This is a genomic window from Paenibacillus glycanilyticus NBRC 16618 (assembly GCF_004000805.1).
GTDB lineage: Bacteria > Bacillota > Bacilli > Paenibacillales > Paenibacillaceae > Pristimantibacillus > Pristimantibacillus glycanilyticus.
This window is the reverse complement of record NZ_BILY01000069.1, coordinates 1-15,931: the sequence shown is the minus strand read 5'-3', so window position 1 is coordinate 15,931 and position 15,931 is coordinate 1. Positions and strand designations below refer to the sequence as shown.

Genomic DNA, 15,931 nt, shown 5'->3' with positions numbered 1-15,931 from the left:
GGCTTGCGCGACGGGTACCCACTCGATCGGCGATTCCTATAAGATGATTCAGCGCGGGGATGCCGACGTCATGATCTGCGGCGGCGCGGAAGCAACGATCCGTCCAACGGGTCTTGCCGGCTTCTGCTCGATGCGCGCGATGTCCGTGCGCAACGACGAGCCGGAGAAAGCAAGCCGTCCGTTTGATATCGGCCGCGACGGTTTCGTCATGGGCGAAGGGGCAGGCGTTCTTATTCTGGAATCGCTGGAGCACGCTCAAAAGCGAGGCGCTCAAATCTATGCGGAAGTTATCGGCTACGGCATGAGCGGCGACGCTCATCACATGACGGAGCCGGATCCGGACGGAGCTGCGCGCTGCATGGCGAAAGCATTGCGCGACGCGGGCATTGAGCCTGAGGCGATTGATTATATTAACGCACACGGCACGTCGACGCCGGTAGGCGACCGTTCCGAAACGAGCGCGATCAAAAAAGCATTCGGCGATCATGCCTATAAACTTGCGGTCAGCTCGACAAAATCGATGACCGGCCACTTGCTTGGCGCTGCCGGCGGTGTCGAAGCCGTTATTCTGGGCCTTACGCTCAAGAACGGCATTATTGCTCCAACCATTAACTTGGAGAATCAAGATCCTGAGCTTGACCTGGATTACGTGCCGAATACGCCGCGTAAAGCGGATGTCAAAACGGCGCTGTCCAACTCGTTCGGCTTCGGCGGTCATAACGCGACGATCGTGATGAAAGTCTATGAAGCGTGATTCCATTAACGAGCTGCAGACCCGTCTGCAGCTTCGCTTCAAACAGCTCAAGCTGCTGAAGCAGGCTTTTACGCATACTTCCTATGTCAATGAACACAAACATGGGACGATCGAGCATAATGAACGTCTGGAATTTCTGGGCGACGCTGTTCTGCAGCTGCTCGTATCGGAATATTTGTTTGCGGCGTACCCGAACCGGCCGGAGGGTGAGCTGACCCGTATGCGTGCGTCTGTCGTTTGTGAGCCGTCATTGGCCCAATTCGCGGAGCGGCTGGAGCTTGGCGCCCATATTCAGCTTGGCAGAGGCGAAGAGCAGCTCGGAGGAAGACAGCGTCCCGCGCTGCTTGCCGATTTGTTTGAAGCTTTTGTTGGAGCGATATTCCTAGATGCCGGCATCGAACGGACAAGAGCCTTTCTCGAGACGCATATGTTCCCGTATATTGAATCTAACGACTACGGCCTGCTGGTGAAGGATTTCAAGTCCAAGCTGCAGGAGCGCGCCCAGCACAAAGGGCTTGGCGCCGTAGAGTACCGGATTATGGAAGAGCGTGGGCCTGCCCATGACCGCGAGTTTGTCGTCGAGGTTTGCATCGGCGAAACTCCTTACGGAAACGGCAGCGGCAGAACGAAGAAGGAAGCGGAGCAGCGTGCTGCGGCAGTTGCTTGGCAATCGCTAACGGAATAATGGAATAAGCCTGTTGCGGACTCAAGTAAGGGATCTGCGGCAGGCTTTTTTTCATTCGCGCTTCGCTGCCAAAAGGACGGCTATAGCCGTTTGCCTTAACCCGGCTTGTCTGATTTTACAGCGGGCAAAAGGTTAACGAGCCGCGTTAAGTTGTGTTACAATAGGCGATGAGGTGAAAGCCAGGTTATGTTCCTGAAACGGATAGAATTATCGGGATTTAAATCGTTTGCCGACAAGACGGAAATGGAATTCGTCACCGGCATTACGGCTGTCGTTGGACCTAACGGCAGCGGTAAAAGCAATATATCGGACGGCATCCGCTGGGTGCTGGGCGAGCAAAGCGCCAAGAGTCTTCGCGGCGGCAAAATGGAGGATATCATTTTTGCCGGAAGCGACGCACGCAAGGCGGTCAACTACGGAGAAGTATCGCTGACGCTCGATAACGGCGATGGGGCGCTGCCGCTTGAATATAATGAAGTGACGGTTACCCGCCGTGTCCATCGGAGCGGCGATAGCGAATATATGATTAACAAGCAGTCTTGCCGGTTGAAGGATATTACCGAGCTGTTTATGGATACGGGGATCGGCAAAGAAGCCTATTCCATTATCGGACAAGGCCGCATTGAAGAAATATTGAGTACCCGGTCGGAAGACCGCAGGGGTATTTTCGAAGAAGCTTCAGGCATTGTTAAATACAAGTCGCGTAAACGCGAAGCCCAGCGCAAGCTGGAAGACACGGAGAACAACCTGCTCCGGATCCATGACCTTGTGACGGAGCTGGAGGATCAGGTAGAGCCGCTGCGCATTCAATCGGAGAAAGCCATCCACTTCAAGCAGCTAAGGGAGCAATTGAAGACGCAGGAGATCTCGATGTACGTACATAACATTGAGAATGTGTACGGCTCTTGGTCGGAATCGAACGCCAAGCTGGAGCGTTTGAAACGTGAACAGCTGGAGCTGTCTACCGTTGTAAGCAAGCATGATGCCCATCTGGAGAAAGACCGCCAGGCTCTTCGCGAGCTGGAGGAAGCGCTGGACAGTCTTCATGCGGACATGCTTCACTACAGTGAAGAGTACGAGAAATGCGAAGGCTACGGCGAGGTTCTGAAGGAACGGAAGAAAAATCTGGAGCAAAATAAAAAGCAGCTCGAAGAAACGATTTCCGCCCAGGATGAGAGAATCGCCGCGCTGACCAGCGAGGAAGCGGAATTCCGCAATCGCGCCGCGGTATTGGAATTGCAGCTGGCTGAGCTGAAGCAAAAGCTTGCTGTCGAGGAAGATAACCTAATCGGCGTATCGGGCGGTACCGCGGTGGATGCCGAGGAGATGCTGAAGGGCGAATTGCTCGAAGTGCTCAGCACGATGGCTCAGCTGCGCAACGAAATCCGTTACGCTGCCCAGCAGCAGGAAGCGGTTCAACGCCGCATGGAGCGTCTCAGCGATGAGGAAGCCAAGTGGGCGGAACAGCAGCGTAAGCTGAATGCCCGGAGAGCAGAGCTTGAGAAGCAGCTTGAAGCTACTCTCGATGCGATCGGCAAGGCGCGCACCAAGTATATCGACCAGGCGGAGAAAGCCAAGGAGCTTGGCCAAATTTCCGAGGATGCGACGACCGCTCTGCGCAAATGGGAGCAGAAGCTCGATGCGCAAGTTTCGCGTCGCGACACGATGAAGGAAATGCAGGACGCTTTGGACGGCTTTATGCATGGCGTCCGCGAAGTGCTTAAAGCTTCCCGCAGATCTTCCGGCTCCGGAGGAATCAGCGGCGTGCACGGCGCCGTGGCCGAGCTCGTCCGCGTGCCCGAGAGAATAGAGACCGCCGTGGAAACCGCGTTGGGCGGGGCTCTGCAGCATATCGTTATGGAAGACGAGAAATCGGCACGCAGCGCAATCTCCTTCCTGAAGCAGCGTCAGCTGGGCCGCGCGACGTTCCTTCCGCTTGACGTTATCCGGGGTCGTCACGTTCCCGAGCATGAAAAGCGGATGGCCGAGTCGGTAGACGGCTTTGTTGGCGTAGCGGCAGATCTGGTGTCCTGCGAACCGCGTTACGAAGCGATTATTCAAAATTTGCTCGGTAACGTGCTTTTGGCCGAAACTCTTGAGCAAGCCAACCGTATAGCATCCAAATGCCAATACCGCTACCGCGTCGTAACGCTGGAAGGCGATGTCGTGAATGCCGGCGGTTCGATGACAGGTGGCAGCCTTCAGAAGAAGGGGGCAAGCCTGCTGGGCCGTCAGCGACAGATTGAAGCATTGGACCAAGAGATAATGGAAGGCGAGAAAACAATCGTCCAGCTGCGGGACAAGTTAAGCGATATCCGCAAGGAACAGTCGATCCTCTCGCAAAACATGGAGGAGCTTCGCTCGCAGGCTGAGCAATACCGGATTGACGAGCAGCAGGTTCGCGCCGAGCTGCAGCAGCTGAGTAATGAGGCGAAGCATCTTACCGAACAAGAGCAGCTGTTTACGGCAGACCGCACGAATCATACGGCAGAGCACAAGTCGATGCTGGATATGGCGGCGGAGGCCGAGGTGCGTCTTGAACAGCTGACGGCGGACGAAGCCCGTCTGCAAGAAGCGATTAGGCTTGCCGAAGAGCGCCGCAAGGCAAGCGAATCGGCGAAAGAGGAGCTTCAGGTTCAGCTTACGGATTTGAAAATTTCCGTTGCGAAGACCGATCAGGAGAAGCAATCCTTCGAGGATCAGGCCGCGCGCGTCCGTGCCGATATTCAGCGCGCCAAGCAGGAGCTTGCAAGCTCAAGGAATCTTTTGAGCCAGCAGGATGCCGAAATGGAACGCCATAGCGGGGAGACGGTCGCTCAGATTGAGCAGCTTAATCATCTGCGCCTGAAGAAACAGGAATGCGCGGAACAGACGGACCTGAAGCGCTCAGCCCGCGCTGACCGCGTGAAGGAGCTCGAGCAGGGCGAGAGCGATACGAAGGAGCAGCGCGGACAGCTCCGCCAGGTGGAAGAGCAGATGCGCCAGACCGAAATTGCGGCAAACCGCCTCGACGTGGAGCTGGACAACCTGCTCCGCAAGCTTAGCGAAGAGTATGAACTCAGCTTCGAGCTTGCGAAGGAGCAATATCCGGTGCCGGAGGACATCGTTGGCACGCAAAACGCGGTCCGCGATATCAAGCGTCAAATCACGGCGCTTGGCGACGTGAACCTTGGTGCAATCGAAGAGTATGAGCGCGTAAGAGAGCGTTTCGAGTTCCTGACCGAGCAGAAGGATGATCTGGTGGAAGCGAAAACGACCTTGTATCAGGTTATCCGCGAGATGGACGAAGAAATGTCCAAGCGTTTCCGATCAACCTTCGAACAGATCCGCAGACATTTCGTGGTTGTATTCGCGAAGTTGTTTGGCGGAGGCCGGGCTGACCTGGTTCTGGTAGATCCTGAGCGGGTATTGGATACAGGGATTGATATCGTCGCTCAGCCTCCGGGCAAAAAGCTGCAAAATCTGCAGCTGCTATCCGGCGGAGAGCGGGCGCTCACGGCTATTGCCTTATTGTTTGCCATTCTGCAGGTGAAGCCGGTGCCGTTCTGCGTGCTAGACGAAGTTGAAGCGGCGCTTGATGAAGCGAACGTTGCCCGTTTTGCCCAATATCTGCGCGAGTTCTCCGGACTTACCCAGTTTATCGTCGTAACGCACCGCAAAGGCACGATGGAAGAAGCCGATGTACTCTATGGCGTAACGATGGAAGAAGGCGGCGTATCGAAGCTGGTATCCGTGCGCCTGGAAGAAGAGGCGGAAGAGCAGGAATCCGCTTAAACAGCGGCCTAATAGGATGGAGGACTTGAACCCGTATGAGTTTTTTCAAAAAGCTGAAGGAAAGCATCGCTTCGAAGACCGAAGCGGTAACGTCGATATTTAAGGAAGGCTTGACCAAGACGCGCGTTGCTCTTGTCGAGAAGGTCGAAGAGCTGATTACGCGCCGCAAAAAAATCGATGAAGAGTTCTACGAGGAGCTAGAGGAAATTCTCATCGGCGCCGATGTTGGCGTCAACACGGTTATGACGTTGATCGATGATCTCCGCGCCGAAGTGAAGAAGCGGAAAATCGAGCAGGCAGCCGAGCTGCAGCCAATCCTTTCGGAAAAGCTGATCGGTCTGCTGAAGGGGGAGCAAAACCCTGGCCTTCAAATGGCGAAGAGCGGCATTACCGTTATTTTGTTCGTTGGCGTCAACGGCGTAGGCAAGACAACAACGATCGGCAAGCTCGCCCACAAGTTCAAAAGCGAAGGCAAAAGCGTGCTTCTGGCGGCGGGCGACACGTTCCGCGCGGCTGCTATCGAGCAGCTTGAGGTATGGGGGCAGCGCGTAGGCGTTGAAGTAATCAAGCAGCAGTCCGGTTCCGATCCTGCCGCGGTTATGTTCGATGCGGTGCAAGCGGCCAAGCAGCGCGGCGTTGACGTTCTGCTCTGCGATACGGCCGGCCGTCTCCAGAACAAAACAAACCTGATGGAAGAGCTGAACAAGATTTTCCGCGTTATTCAGCGCGAAATTCCGGATGCTCCGCACGAGGTGCTGCTCGTGCTCGACGCGACGACAGGCCAGAACGCTCTCAGCCAAGCGAAGCTCTTTGGCGAGAAAAGCGGCGTTACCGGTCTTGTTCTGACCAAGCTTGACGGTACGGCAAAAGGCGGCATCGTCATCGCTATCCGCAATGAACTGAACCTTCCTGTGAAGCTGGTTGGTCTTGGCGAGAAGATGACGGATCTGCAGGAATTCGACTCGGAGCAGTTCGTTCATGCCTTGTTTGCAGGGCTGATCCAGCGCGAAGAAGAACAGTCGGAAACAAATTAAATAAGTGACAAGGACAAAAGCTTGACAGTGCCATCGGCGATCGTGTAAGATAAGAGACGTTGTGACACTGTCAAGGCTTTTTGCTTGACGGATGATGCTGAAAGGGGCTTAGAGCGGATGACCATACATGAACCGGATGCCCTAGCCAAGACAACACGCATCAACTTGTTATTTGATTTCTACGAGCCGTTGCTCACGGAGAAACAGCGGACGTTCTTAAAATATTATTTTCACGACGATTACTCGCTTGGCGAGATCGCAGCCGAATCCGGCATCAGCCGGCAGGCCGTTTATGAACATGTGAAGCGGGCGGAGCAGGTGCTTGAAGGCTATGAAGCCAAGCTAAGCCTGGTTGCCAAGCATGAATTCATGCAGCAGCTAGCCGCAGGGCTGGAACGGAAGGTTGCCGAGCTGCCAATCGATCCTACTTATAAGCAAGAGCTACTTAAAGACATAGAGCAGTTAACGAAGACTGATAGTGACGGAGGTGACGAATCATGGCGGCATTTGAGAGCTTAACGAACCGGTTGCAAAATGTGTTCAGCAAGCTGAGAGGCAAAGGCAAAGTAACGGAAGAAGATTTGAATGAGGCAATGCGCGAGGTGCGTCTTGCGCTGCTCGAAGCTGACGTTAACTTTAAAGTCGTCAAAGATTTTATCGCCAAAGTGAAAGAGAAAGCGCTTGGTCTTGATGTTTCCAAGAGCTTTACGCCAGGCATGGTCGTCATCGACATCGTTAACAAAGAGTTAACGGAATTGATGGGCGGCACGCAAAGCAAGCTTGCAAAGGCGAACAAGCCTCCTACCGTTATTATGATGGTTGGTCTGCAAGGCGCGGGTAAAACGACCACAACGGCCAAGCTGGCCAAATTGCTCCAAAAAGGCAACAGCAAGCCGCTCCTCGTTGCGTGCGACATTTACCGTCCTGCGGCGATCAAGCAGCTCCAAGTGCTTGGCGAGCAGATTAACGCGCCGGTATTCTCGCTTGGCGATCAGACCTCGCCGGTTGAGATCGCAAAAGCAGGCCTAGCGCATGCGAAAGAAAACCATAACGATTACGTTATCTTCGATACCGCGGGCAGGCTGCATATCGATGAAGCGCTGATGGAAGAACTGAAGCAAATCCACCAGAACGTGAAGCCCGATGAAGTCTTGCTCGTCGTTGACGCAATGACCGGTCAAGATGCGGTTAACGTAGCGCAAAGCTTCCATGATCAGCTTGAACTGACGGGTGTCGTTCTTACGAAGCTTGACGGCGACACGCGCGGCGGTGCCGCATTGTCCGTCAAAGCGGTAACCGGCAAGCCGATCAAATTCGCGGCAATGGGCGAGAAGATTGACGCGCTCGAGCCGTTCCATCCGGACCGGATGGCTTCCCGTATTCTCGGGATGGGGGATATGCTGTCGCTGATCGAGAAAGCGCAAGCGAACATTGATGCCGATAAAGCGGCAGAGATGGAACGCAAGATGCGGACCGCCGAATTTACTTTCGACGACTTCCTTGAGCAGATGGCGCAAATCCGCAACCTGGGACCGTTGGATCAGCTTATGGATATGCTGCCCGGCATGAACAAGATGAAGGGCAACATGAAGGATCTGAAGGTGGACGAGAAGCAGATTAACCGCGTTGAAGCGATTGTCCGCTCGATGACGAAGGCAGAGAAGCAAAAGCCTGAGCTTCTGAACCACAGCCGCCGCAAACGCGTAGCCGCGGGCAGCGGTACGTCGATTACGGAAGTTAACCGGCTTATCAAGCAGTTCGAAGACATGCGCAAGATGATGAAGCAGTTCTCGTCCATGATGGGCCCTAAAGGTCCAAAGGGCGGAATGAAAGGTCTGAAGGGCATGCTCGGCAAAGGCGGAAAAGGGTTTAAATTCCCGTTCTAAGATATATAAGCGCAGTTGATTAACCGAAGGAGGTGAATTTCCATGGCAGTACGTATTCGTCTGAAACGTATGGGTGCTCACAAGGCTCCATTCTACCGCGTTGTCGTTTCTAACTCCCGTTCCCCACGTGACGGTCGCTTTATCGAAGAAATCGGTACTTACAACCCGGTTGCTCAACCGGCTCAAGTAACGATCGACGAAGAGAAAGCGTTGAAATGGCTGCAAACAGGAGCGCAAGCTTCTGATACAGTTCGCGACTTGCTTTCCAAAGCAGGTGTCCTGAAAAAGTTCCATGAGCTTAAGCAACAGAAATAACTGTTGAATAGCGGAGGGCCTTGAAATGAAAGAATTGATTCTTGTCATAGCAAAGGCGTTAGTGGATCATCCAGAGGACGTGCGCGTGAATGAGCGAGAGGATGATCGCGGTACGGTGTACGAGCTGTCGGTCCACGCCGATGATATCGGCAAAGTAATCGGCAAGCAGGGACGGATTGCGAAAGCAATTCGTGCCGTCGTTACGTCAGCGGCCATCAAATCCCAGAAGCGCGTTATCGTAGACATCATATCGTAAAAGCATACGATGCAGGGTTAGGATAATTATCCTAGCCCTTTTTCGTACAAATAGAGACGGGTGGTTACATACGATGAGCAAAAAATATTTTAATGTGGGCAAGCTGGTTAATACGCATGGTCTGCGCGGCGAAGTTAAAGTATTGCCCCAGACGGATTTCGCCGAATCCCGGTTTGCGAGCGGCAGCAAGCTTTCCCTGCAGCATCCTGACAACGGACAAAAGCTTGAAGTAGAAATAACCGGCGCCAGGGAGCATAAAGGGATGTTTATCCTGAAGCTGAAGGGCTATAACGATATTAACGAAGTTGAAAAATATAAAGGCTGGACGCTTAAAATCGGCGAGGAAGAATTAGAACAGCTCGATGACGGCGAATACTACTATCATGAAATCATGGGCTGCCGGGTATTTACGGAAGATGGCGAAGAGCTGGGTAGCATCTCGGATATTCTCCGTCCAGGCGCCAATGATGTATGGGTTGTTGATATGCCGAATAAAAAGCAGCTGCTCCTGCCGGTGATCGACGAAGTCCTGCTCAAAGTCGACGTGGCTAATAAAACGGTAACCGTACGGTTGCTGGAAGGGCTGATCTAATGATGCGCATTGATGTGCTGACGCTGTTCCCGGAAATGTTCGACGGCGTATTTGGCGCGAGCATCCTGGGCAAAGCTAAGGATAAAGGAATTGTATCGCTTGAAGCGATTAACTTCCGCGAATATTCCAATAATAAGCATAATACCGTTGACGATTATCCTTACGGCGGAGGCGGGGGTATGGTCCTTAAGCCTGAACCGGTATTTGCCGCGGTAGAGGATCTAATGGCAAAGAAGGAGAGCGGAGCGCGTCCCCGTGTTATTCTGATGTGCCCGCAGGGTGAATCGTTTACGCAAAAGAAGGCCGAGGAACTTGCGAAGGAAGAGCATCTCGTGCTGATCTGCGGTCATTACGAAGGCTACGACGAGCGTATTCGCGAGCACCTGGTAACCGATGAGCTGTCGATTGGCGATTACGTGTTAACAGGCGGAGAAATTCCGGCAATGACCGTCATTGACAGCGTTGTCCGGCTGCTGCCAGGCGTACTCGGAAACGAGACATCCGCTGTTACGGATTCGTACAGCACCGGTCTGCTGGAGTATCCGCATTACACGCGCCCGCCTGTATTTAGAGACTGGGCGGTGCCCGATGTGCTTGTATCCGGCAATCATGCCAAGATTGATACCTGGCGACGCGAGCAGTCGCTGCTGCGGACGCTTAAGCGCCGTCCCGATCTGCTGGAGAAGGCAGAGCTGACGGATAAGGAACGCAAATGGCTGACGCTTCAGGAACAAGATCAGTCCACGTAAAAAAGAACCGTCGCACAGCCTATATTGGCCTGAGCAGGCGGTTCTTTTTTGCATCATTATATGCAGCTTGTACCGGACGGTTCGCTGCAAGGCTCCGGGTGTTGTTCGAAATGGCCCGGAAAGCCGATTTCGGGACATCTTTTTTCCGGCTCTTTTTTGGCGATGAATTTTACCGGTTTACAAACGCATTTAACGGGTTTACAAACGCATTTGGCCGATTTACAACCATGTCCGCATTTTCTTTTCCTTTTGGAACTGTTCTTCTTTTTGCAGGAGCCATATCCGGTTTTTTTTGCATATGAGCGGTACCCGTATCCCGAAGTATTTACTGCTTGTTTTTTTGTTTGCATTGTCCATAACCTCCAATCTGTATAAAGTGTTGCAAAAAATACCGACTCCTTGTAAGGAATCTGCATTTCTCGTATGCAATTAACGAATTCTTTTTCCTCTGAAGCGCGTGGAAAAACCTTTTAGAATAACGCCGCCTGAAACATGGGATGAAGCGGACAATTTGACTACGTCTCCCTTTCGGAGCCTTTTGACTGCAGCAGCTGTTATAAATTCGCGGTCAGATTTAATCACTTTACTGCCGGCAAACACAACAAAATCATTGACAGTAAGAAGAAGGGATACCTCGTCGGGTTCTTTCGAGCCTCTTTTGTAAAGAATGCTGCCGAATAAAGAGTAGACACCGTCATGCTTTGGTATAAACGTGGAAGTGACGGGATCATATTCGTTTGCCGCGTCAAAGATAACTTTGCCGTACTTTACGGTAACGCCAAACTCCGGTCTGCCGATGGATTGATTATTTGCGGATATGGCTTTGAAAGCTGACTTAAACGACCGTGGACGGCATGTCCCTTTTTTTACTTTGCGGATCGACATAAGACATGACCTCCCTTCATAAGAAATGATTGCTGAAATAGCAATACTCCAGAGTATGCGTATTGAGATTTGATAGAAACGGCAGGAGTCGCGAATCTAGCAAATAGGCTGCGCGCGAAAAAGAACTCACTAGTCGAATATTCTCAAACTAGCGAGTTCTTCGTTTGTTTACCGAATGAACGAATTAGCGGACACGGAACCCTTCGAAGCGCGTTCCCGCACCGGAAGCTATGGCGCCGCTTACGGTTGCTTGCAGAAATACTTGCACTTCGTCGCCTTTTTTGAGCTTGGCGGTACCCGAAGTCACGACAACTCCGCGGCCTGCGCTCAAAGTCTGAACGACGGGCAATTGCGATGTATCGTTTACGAAAATAACGAGCGTTACCGTTACGGGATCGGAGGTCTCTGTTGAGTAAAAGGCGCTTGCGAAAAAAGCATAAACTCCGTTGTGCTTGGCGGTGAAGGTAGACGTAGCGGGTTTGTATTCCTTATTGAAGTCGTATTGCTCTTGCCCGTAAAGCACTTGCGGTACGGTAGCGGATGAAACGTTTTGGAATTGATCGGAGATTGCGCGGAACGCCGATTTGCGGATTACGCCCGTTTTGCTCTTTGCATTGCCTCTGGCTGCCTTTTTCTTATCCATCGCTTATCCTCGCTTCTATTCATTAATAGCTTACTATATGATAGAAGCCTTCCGGCAGAAACGGCATATAGCTGTAAGTCCATGAAATAGGCTGTATATCATGTTGCAGCGTGTATAACGCTTATCTTTTGGTTATACTGGAGAAATAATAGAATTTTTGCGGGCAATGCGGAATATTAGGTTGAAAAAAGTTCTGCGCTGTGATAAAATTTCAAATGTTGTTCGTATTAATCGGGCGGTCCGCTAATAGTGATGACGCTGCTCATAGGAGCAGAAAGAGCTATTAAGAACGTCTATGGTGGAAGGAGTGAAACTACAATGAATCTTTTACAAACGATTGCTCAGGAACAGCTTCGTCAAGACCTTCCTAGCTTCCGTCCTGGTGACACGCTGAAAGTACACGTTAAAGTTATCGAGGGCACGCGCGAGCGTATTCAGTTGTTCGAAGGCGTTGTAATCAAACGTCGTGGCGGCGGAATCAGCGAAACTTTCACAGTTCGCAAAATTTCGTACGGTGTTGGTGTGGAAAGAACTTTCCCGCTGCATTCGCCAAAACTCGAGAAAATTGAAGTTGCTCGTCGCGGTAAAGTGCGTCGCGCGAAACTGTACTATCTTCGCGAACTGCGCGGTAAAGCTGCGAGAATTAAAGAAATTCGTTAAGATCAAACGACAAGAGGGGCTTGCTCAAACAAGCTCCTTTTCGTTATTTTGACAGGACTTGCTATGTACGAATAGGGACACTATAGAATGGAAAGAAGGCGTACTGGTGAATTCACAACAACATAATGAAGATTCGAATCAGCAAACAGAAGCAATCGATGGATCTGGACTGAATACATCAGGACCCGCAGACGCAAAAAAGGGCGGACGAGCATACAAGGAAATTGTAGATTGGATTAAAGCGCTCGCGATCGCGGTCATTCTCGTGTTTGTTATCCGTACGTTCCTGTTCTCGCCATTTATCGTTGAAGGACCGTCTATGGAGCCTAACTTTTATACGGGCGAGCGGCTGATCGTCAACAAGCTGATTTTCAAAATCCGCGAGCCGCATCACGGAGAAGTCGTTGTATTCCATGTGCCTGATCAAGGACGCGATTTCATTAAACGGGTCATCGGCGTACCGGGCGACACGATCAAAGTCGTAGGCGACGACGTGTTCGTTAACGATCAGAAGGTTGATGAGCCTTATATTAAAGAAGCTATTGAAGCGGCACATGCCAATGGAGAGCTGTACAATACCGGCCCGGACTTCCCGAACGCGAATGTTTCGGAATCCGTTGTTCCCGACGGCAAGATTTTTGCAATGGGCGACCATCGCGGAAACAGCCAGGATAGCCGCGATATCGGCTTTGTGTCTGAAAAAGAAGTTATCGGCCGTGCAGACGCCATGTTCTGGCCGTTAAATAAAATCAGCATCATTAAGCACTACAAAGTGCACTGGTAATGTTGCAATGAGGTGAGGAAATGACCATTCAATGGTTTCCCGGTCATATGACCCGGGCAAAACGGCAAATTCAAGAGAAGCTTAAACTAATCGATATTGCCATTGAGCTATTGGATGCGCGTATTCCGCTTTCCAGCCGCAACCCTATGGTTGATGAGATACTAGGCGGCAAGCCGCGGCTGATTGTTTTGAACAAGTCGGATTTAGCCGATCCGAGGGTGACGGAGCAATGGATCGACTATTTCAAATACGAAGGTCATGAAACGGTAGCCGTCGATTCGTCGACAGGAACGCGCGTCGGAGATATTCCGGTGAAGGCGAAGGAAATATTGCAGGAGAAGATCGACCGTCAGCTGGCAAAAGGGATGAATCCCCGCGCCGTTCGGGGGCTGATCGTCGGGATCCCGAATGTCGGGAAGTCGACATTGATTAACCGCCTGGCAGGACGCAATATCGCGATTACCGGCGATAAGCCGGGTGTTACGAAAGGCCAGCAATGGATTAAAACAACATTCGATATGGATCTTCTGGATACGCCGGGTATTCTGTGGCCTAAGTTCGAGGATGAGCTGGTTGGCTACCGTCTGGCAATGACGGGTGCGATCAGAGAGCAGATCCTGAACGTGGAGGACATCGCGTTTTTCGCGGTTCGCGAGCTTGCCGAACGCTATTGGCCGGCGCTGCAGGAGCGTTTTAAGCTGGATAAGGCTCCAACCGATCCTTCCGAGTCGGATGAAATAGTACGGATTATGGAAGACATCGGCCGCCGCAGAGGCTGCCTCGTAAGCGGAGGGCAAGTGGATCTGGAGAAAGCATCCGGTATTATTTTGCGGGAGCTTCGTTCCGGCAACCTTGGCCGCATAACGCTGGAAGCACCTTTCCCTGCGGCTGCGGGCAGACCGGGGGAATAACAGACGTGCTGGAATACGAAGAACGGCTATGGGCCGAGGGATATTCCGCCATTGCCGGCGTGGATGAGGTAGGCAGAGGCTGCCTGTTTGGCGACGTTGTTGCCGCAGCGGTTATTTTACCGCCTCATCTTGTGCTTGAAGGGGTTAACGACTCCAAGAAGCTGTCGGAGAAAAAGCGGAACGAGCTCTACGACATCATCGTTGACAAAAGCATTGCGTGGGCTGCGGCCCGCGTGGATGCGGACACGATTGACCGGATCAACATCAAGCAGGCTGCAAGGCTTGCGATGAAGATTGCGCTGGAGTCGCTGCAAACGGAACCGGATTACTTACTGGTTGATGCGGAAAAGGTGGATCTTCCGAAGCCTCAGCTTGCGATCATAAAAGGGGATGCCACCAGTCAGTCGATTGCTGCCGCCTCGATCATCGCGAAGGTGACAAGAGACCGGTTGTGCGAGAAAGAATGGGAGCAGCTATATCCGGAATACGGAATTGCGATACATAAAGGCTATGCGACCAAGCTGCACCGGGAACGGCTGCTCGAATACGGAGCAAGTCCGCTTCACCGCAAGTCTTTCCTGGGTAAAATTTTCGTGGAACAACAACAGCTATTTTAAATAATTTCCTTAATATTGTGTTAGAAAGACAGCGTACTGCTTGTAACGGAGCGATACGTTGTCTTTTTTTTTCGGGAAAGGGGAAGGGCGGAGCGCTTGACGGATAAAGGGAAAGTTAATCAACGCGCGTACGAGGTTGTCGACAGGCTTGGCATTATGCGCGACTTGGCGGCATACACGCCTGTATTGTGCGGTACGATACCAATCGCCATTGATGTGGAAGGCTCGGATCTGGACATTGCAATGGAGGTATATGATGTTGAAAGCTTTAGGGAACGCGTAGCTTTGCTATACGGGCAGCATGAGGATTTCCGCTGGAAAGAAAAGCGAATAAGGGATTTGCCGGTTTATAAAGCGAATTTTCGATACGAGGGCTTCGAGTTTGAGCTGTTTGGACAACCGGTTCCGGTGACCAAGCAGCACGCGTATCTTCATATGGTTGTAGAAGCGGAGCTATTGAAGAGAAATCCGGATTTGAGGGCTCGGGTAATCCGGTTGAAGTCCCAAGGGATCAAGACGGAGCCTGCATTTGCCCAATTGCTTGGCCTTGAAGGAGACCCTTATGAGGCTTTATTAGAGCTCGGCAGAGCGCTTAGAATAATTTAGAGGCAGGACCATTCAGAAAGTCATTGCATTGTTCTTCAGAAGAAGCGGTCATCTACCGATAAATAGGGTAACAAATTGCGCGTTGTGTCGTTTCAAGCTTATGCGACAGCGGAAGAAGGTGACCAAATGAATATTGGACAGTTGGTAAGAGGGTTATTGGGCGAGTCGTCCGGCAGCGGGGATACCCGAAAGCTGGAGTTAAAGCCGGGGCAGGTTGTCCGCGGAGTCGTTCTGCAGCTGTTGGAAAATAACGAAGCAACGGTCCAAATTAACGGCGTACAGGTTCGGGCGTTTCTCGAGCTGCCGCTTGAGCCGGGGAAGTTCGCGATGCTGCAGGTGCAGCCGCAATCGGCTGGCGGGCTGCTAGTGCTGAAGCAGGTGGAGAATCAGGCGGGCCTTGAAGATGCCCTGAAGGATTGGCTGAAGCAAAGCGGCCTGCCTGACCAGGAGTGGGCGGGCAACATTATGAAGGAGCTTAGAAAAGACGGCGTAACGATGAGCCGTGATACCTTTGCGGCGCTTAAAGCGGCAACCGAGACCATGCCGCAAGGTGCGGATCCCGAGCAGTGGATGCAAGCGGCGGCGGCGGGTTTGAAGCGCGGGCTGCCGATGTCCGGCGGCACGATTGGAGCGCTGCAGCAGGTCATGTTCGGGCGTCCCGCGCACGAACTGCTGGATTCGCTGCAGCAGCAGCTTGCTGCCATCGCCGGCGAAGCATCAGGCGATGGCGACGCGGGCGCAGCCGCGCCGCGCGCAGGCGGCAGCACGCCGCAGGCGCTG

The 15,931-nt window shown here is 52.4% G+C and carries 18 protein-coding genes; 16 read left to right on the top strand and 2 right to left on the bottom strand.

Features of this window, described 5'->3' with window-relative positions; translation table 11 throughout:
• From PGL01S_RS29880 to trmD, 10 genes are all read left to right on the top strand, one after another.
• The coding region (locus PGL01S_RS29880; RefSeq protein ID WP_127499266.1) for a beta-ketoacyl-ACP synthase II at positions 1-754 on the top strand (754 nt) is incomplete at its 5' end.
• The gene (rnc, locus tag PGL01S_RS29875; RefSeq protein WP_127499264.1) at positions 744-1,439 is read left to right on the top strand and encodes a ribonuclease III; all 696 of its coding nucleotides are present in this window, start codon (positions 744-746) and stop codon (positions 1,437-1,439) included. The genes PGL01S_RS29880 and rnc, both read left to right, overlap by 11 nt.
• Before the next feature lie 186 nt (positions 1,440-1,625).
• Complete coding sequence (gene smc, locus PGL01S_RS29870) at positions 1,626-5,213, top strand: chromosome segregation protein SMC (protein ID WP_127499262.1); 3,588 nt, start codon at positions 1,626-1,628, stop codon at positions 5,211-5,213.
• Positions 5,214-5,248: 35 nt separating this feature from the next.
• A complete protein-coding gene (ftsY, locus tag PGL01S_RS29865) occupies positions 5,249-6,247 on the top strand; it encodes a signal recognition particle-docking protein FtsY (protein ID WP_127499260.1) in 999 nt (332 codons plus the stop codon).
• Between the two features lie 117 nt (positions 6,248-6,364).
• Positions 6,365-6,766 (top strand): YlxM family DNA-binding protein, encoded by a 402-nt coding sequence (gene ylxM, locus PGL01S_RS29860; protein ID WP_236013172.1) that lies wholly within the window; start codon positions 6,365-6,367, stop codon positions 6,764-6,766.
• On the top strand, positions 6,745-8,133 hold the full coding sequence (gene ffh / locus PGL01S_RS29855; protein ID WP_127499257.1) for a signal recognition particle protein: 1,389 nt from the start codon (positions 6,745-6,747) through the stop codon (positions 8,131-8,133). The genes ylxM and ffh overlap by 22 nt, the downstream gene beginning before the upstream one ends.
• A gap of 42 nt (positions 8,134-8,175) precedes the next feature.
• On the top strand, positions 8,176-8,448 hold the full coding sequence (gene rpsP, locus PGL01S_RS29850; protein WP_015845058.1) for a 30S ribosomal protein S16: 273 nt from the start codon (positions 8,176-8,178) through the stop codon (positions 8,446-8,448).
• 25 nt (positions 8,449-8,473) lie between these two features.
• Entirely contained in the window at positions 8,474-8,704 is a 231-nt protein-coding gene (locus tag PGL01S_RS29845; RefSeq protein ID WP_127499255.1) for a KH domain-containing protein, read from the top strand.
• Positions 8,705-8,777: 73 nt separating this feature from the next.
• Entirely contained in the window at positions 8,778-9,296 is a 519-nt protein-coding gene (rimM, locus tag PGL01S_RS29840) for a ribosome maturation factor RimM (protein WP_127499253.1), read from the top strand.
• Between the two features lie 2 nt (positions 9,297-9,298).
• Positions 9,299-10,045 (top strand): tRNA (guanosine(37)-N1)-methyltransferase TrmD, encoded by a 747-nt coding sequence (trmD, locus tag PGL01S_RS29835; RefSeq protein ID WP_127499268.1) that lies wholly within the window; start codon positions 9,299-9,301, stop codon positions 10,043-10,045.
• A gap of 429 nt (positions 10,046-10,474) precedes the next feature.
• On the opposite strand, the gene PGL01S_RS29830 is transcribed toward trmD, so the two are convergent.
• Both PGL01S_RS29830 and PGL01S_RS29825 read right to left on the bottom strand, forming a co-directional pair.
• Positions 10,475-10,930 carry a C1q-like domain-containing protein gene (locus tag PGL01S_RS29830; protein WP_127499251.1) on the bottom strand — a complete coding sequence of 152 codons (456 nt, stop codon included), beginning with the start codon at positions 10,928-10,930 and terminating at the stop codon, positions 10,475-10,477.
• Positions 10,931-11,114: 184 nt separating this feature from the next.
• Positions 11,115-11,573, bottom strand: a complete 459-nt coding sequence (locus PGL01S_RS29825) for a C1q-like domain-containing protein (RefSeq protein ID WP_127499249.1) — start codon at positions 11,571-11,573, stop codon at positions 11,115-11,117.
• Positions 11,574-11,891: 318 nt separating this feature from the next.
• Here PGL01S_RS29825 and rplS point away from each other — a divergent pair, with 318 nt between their 5' ends.
• The 6 genes from rplS to PGL01S_RS29795 form a co-directional block, all read left to right on the top strand.
• A complete protein-coding gene (gene rplS, locus PGL01S_RS29820; RefSeq protein ID WP_015845052.1) occupies positions 11,892-12,233 on the top strand; it encodes a 50S ribosomal protein L19 in 342 nt (113 codons plus the stop codon).
• 106 nt (positions 12,234-12,339) lie between these two features.
• The gene (lepB, locus tag PGL01S_RS29815) at positions 12,340-13,017 is read left to right on the top strand and encodes a signal peptidase I (protein WP_127499247.1); all 678 of its coding nucleotides are present in this window, start codon (positions 12,340-12,342) and stop codon (positions 13,015-13,017) included.
• A gap of 20 nt (positions 13,018-13,037) precedes the next feature.
• Complete coding sequence (ylqF, locus tag PGL01S_RS29810; RefSeq protein WP_127499245.1) at positions 13,038-13,928, top strand: ribosome biogenesis GTPase YlqF; 891 nt, start codon at positions 13,038-13,040, stop codon at positions 13,926-13,928.
• Between the two features lie 5 nt (positions 13,929-13,933).
• On the top strand, positions 13,934-14,545 hold the full coding sequence (gene rnhB / locus PGL01S_RS29805; RefSeq protein ID WP_127499243.1) for a ribonuclease HII: 612 nt from the start codon (positions 13,934-13,936) through the stop codon (positions 14,543-14,545).
• 96 nt (positions 14,546-14,641) lie between these two features.
• Positions 14,642-15,151: a DUF4269 domain-containing protein gene (locus tag PGL01S_RS29800; RefSeq protein WP_127499241.1), complete on the top strand. Its 510-nt coding sequence runs from the start codon at positions 14,642-14,644 to the stop codon at positions 15,149-15,151.
• A 126-nt stretch (positions 15,152-15,277) separates the two neighbouring features.
• On the top strand, positions 15,278-15,931 hold a 654-nt coding region (locus tag PGL01S_RS29795; protein ID WP_507763301.1), incomplete at its 3' end, for a TP0910 N-terminal domain-containing protein.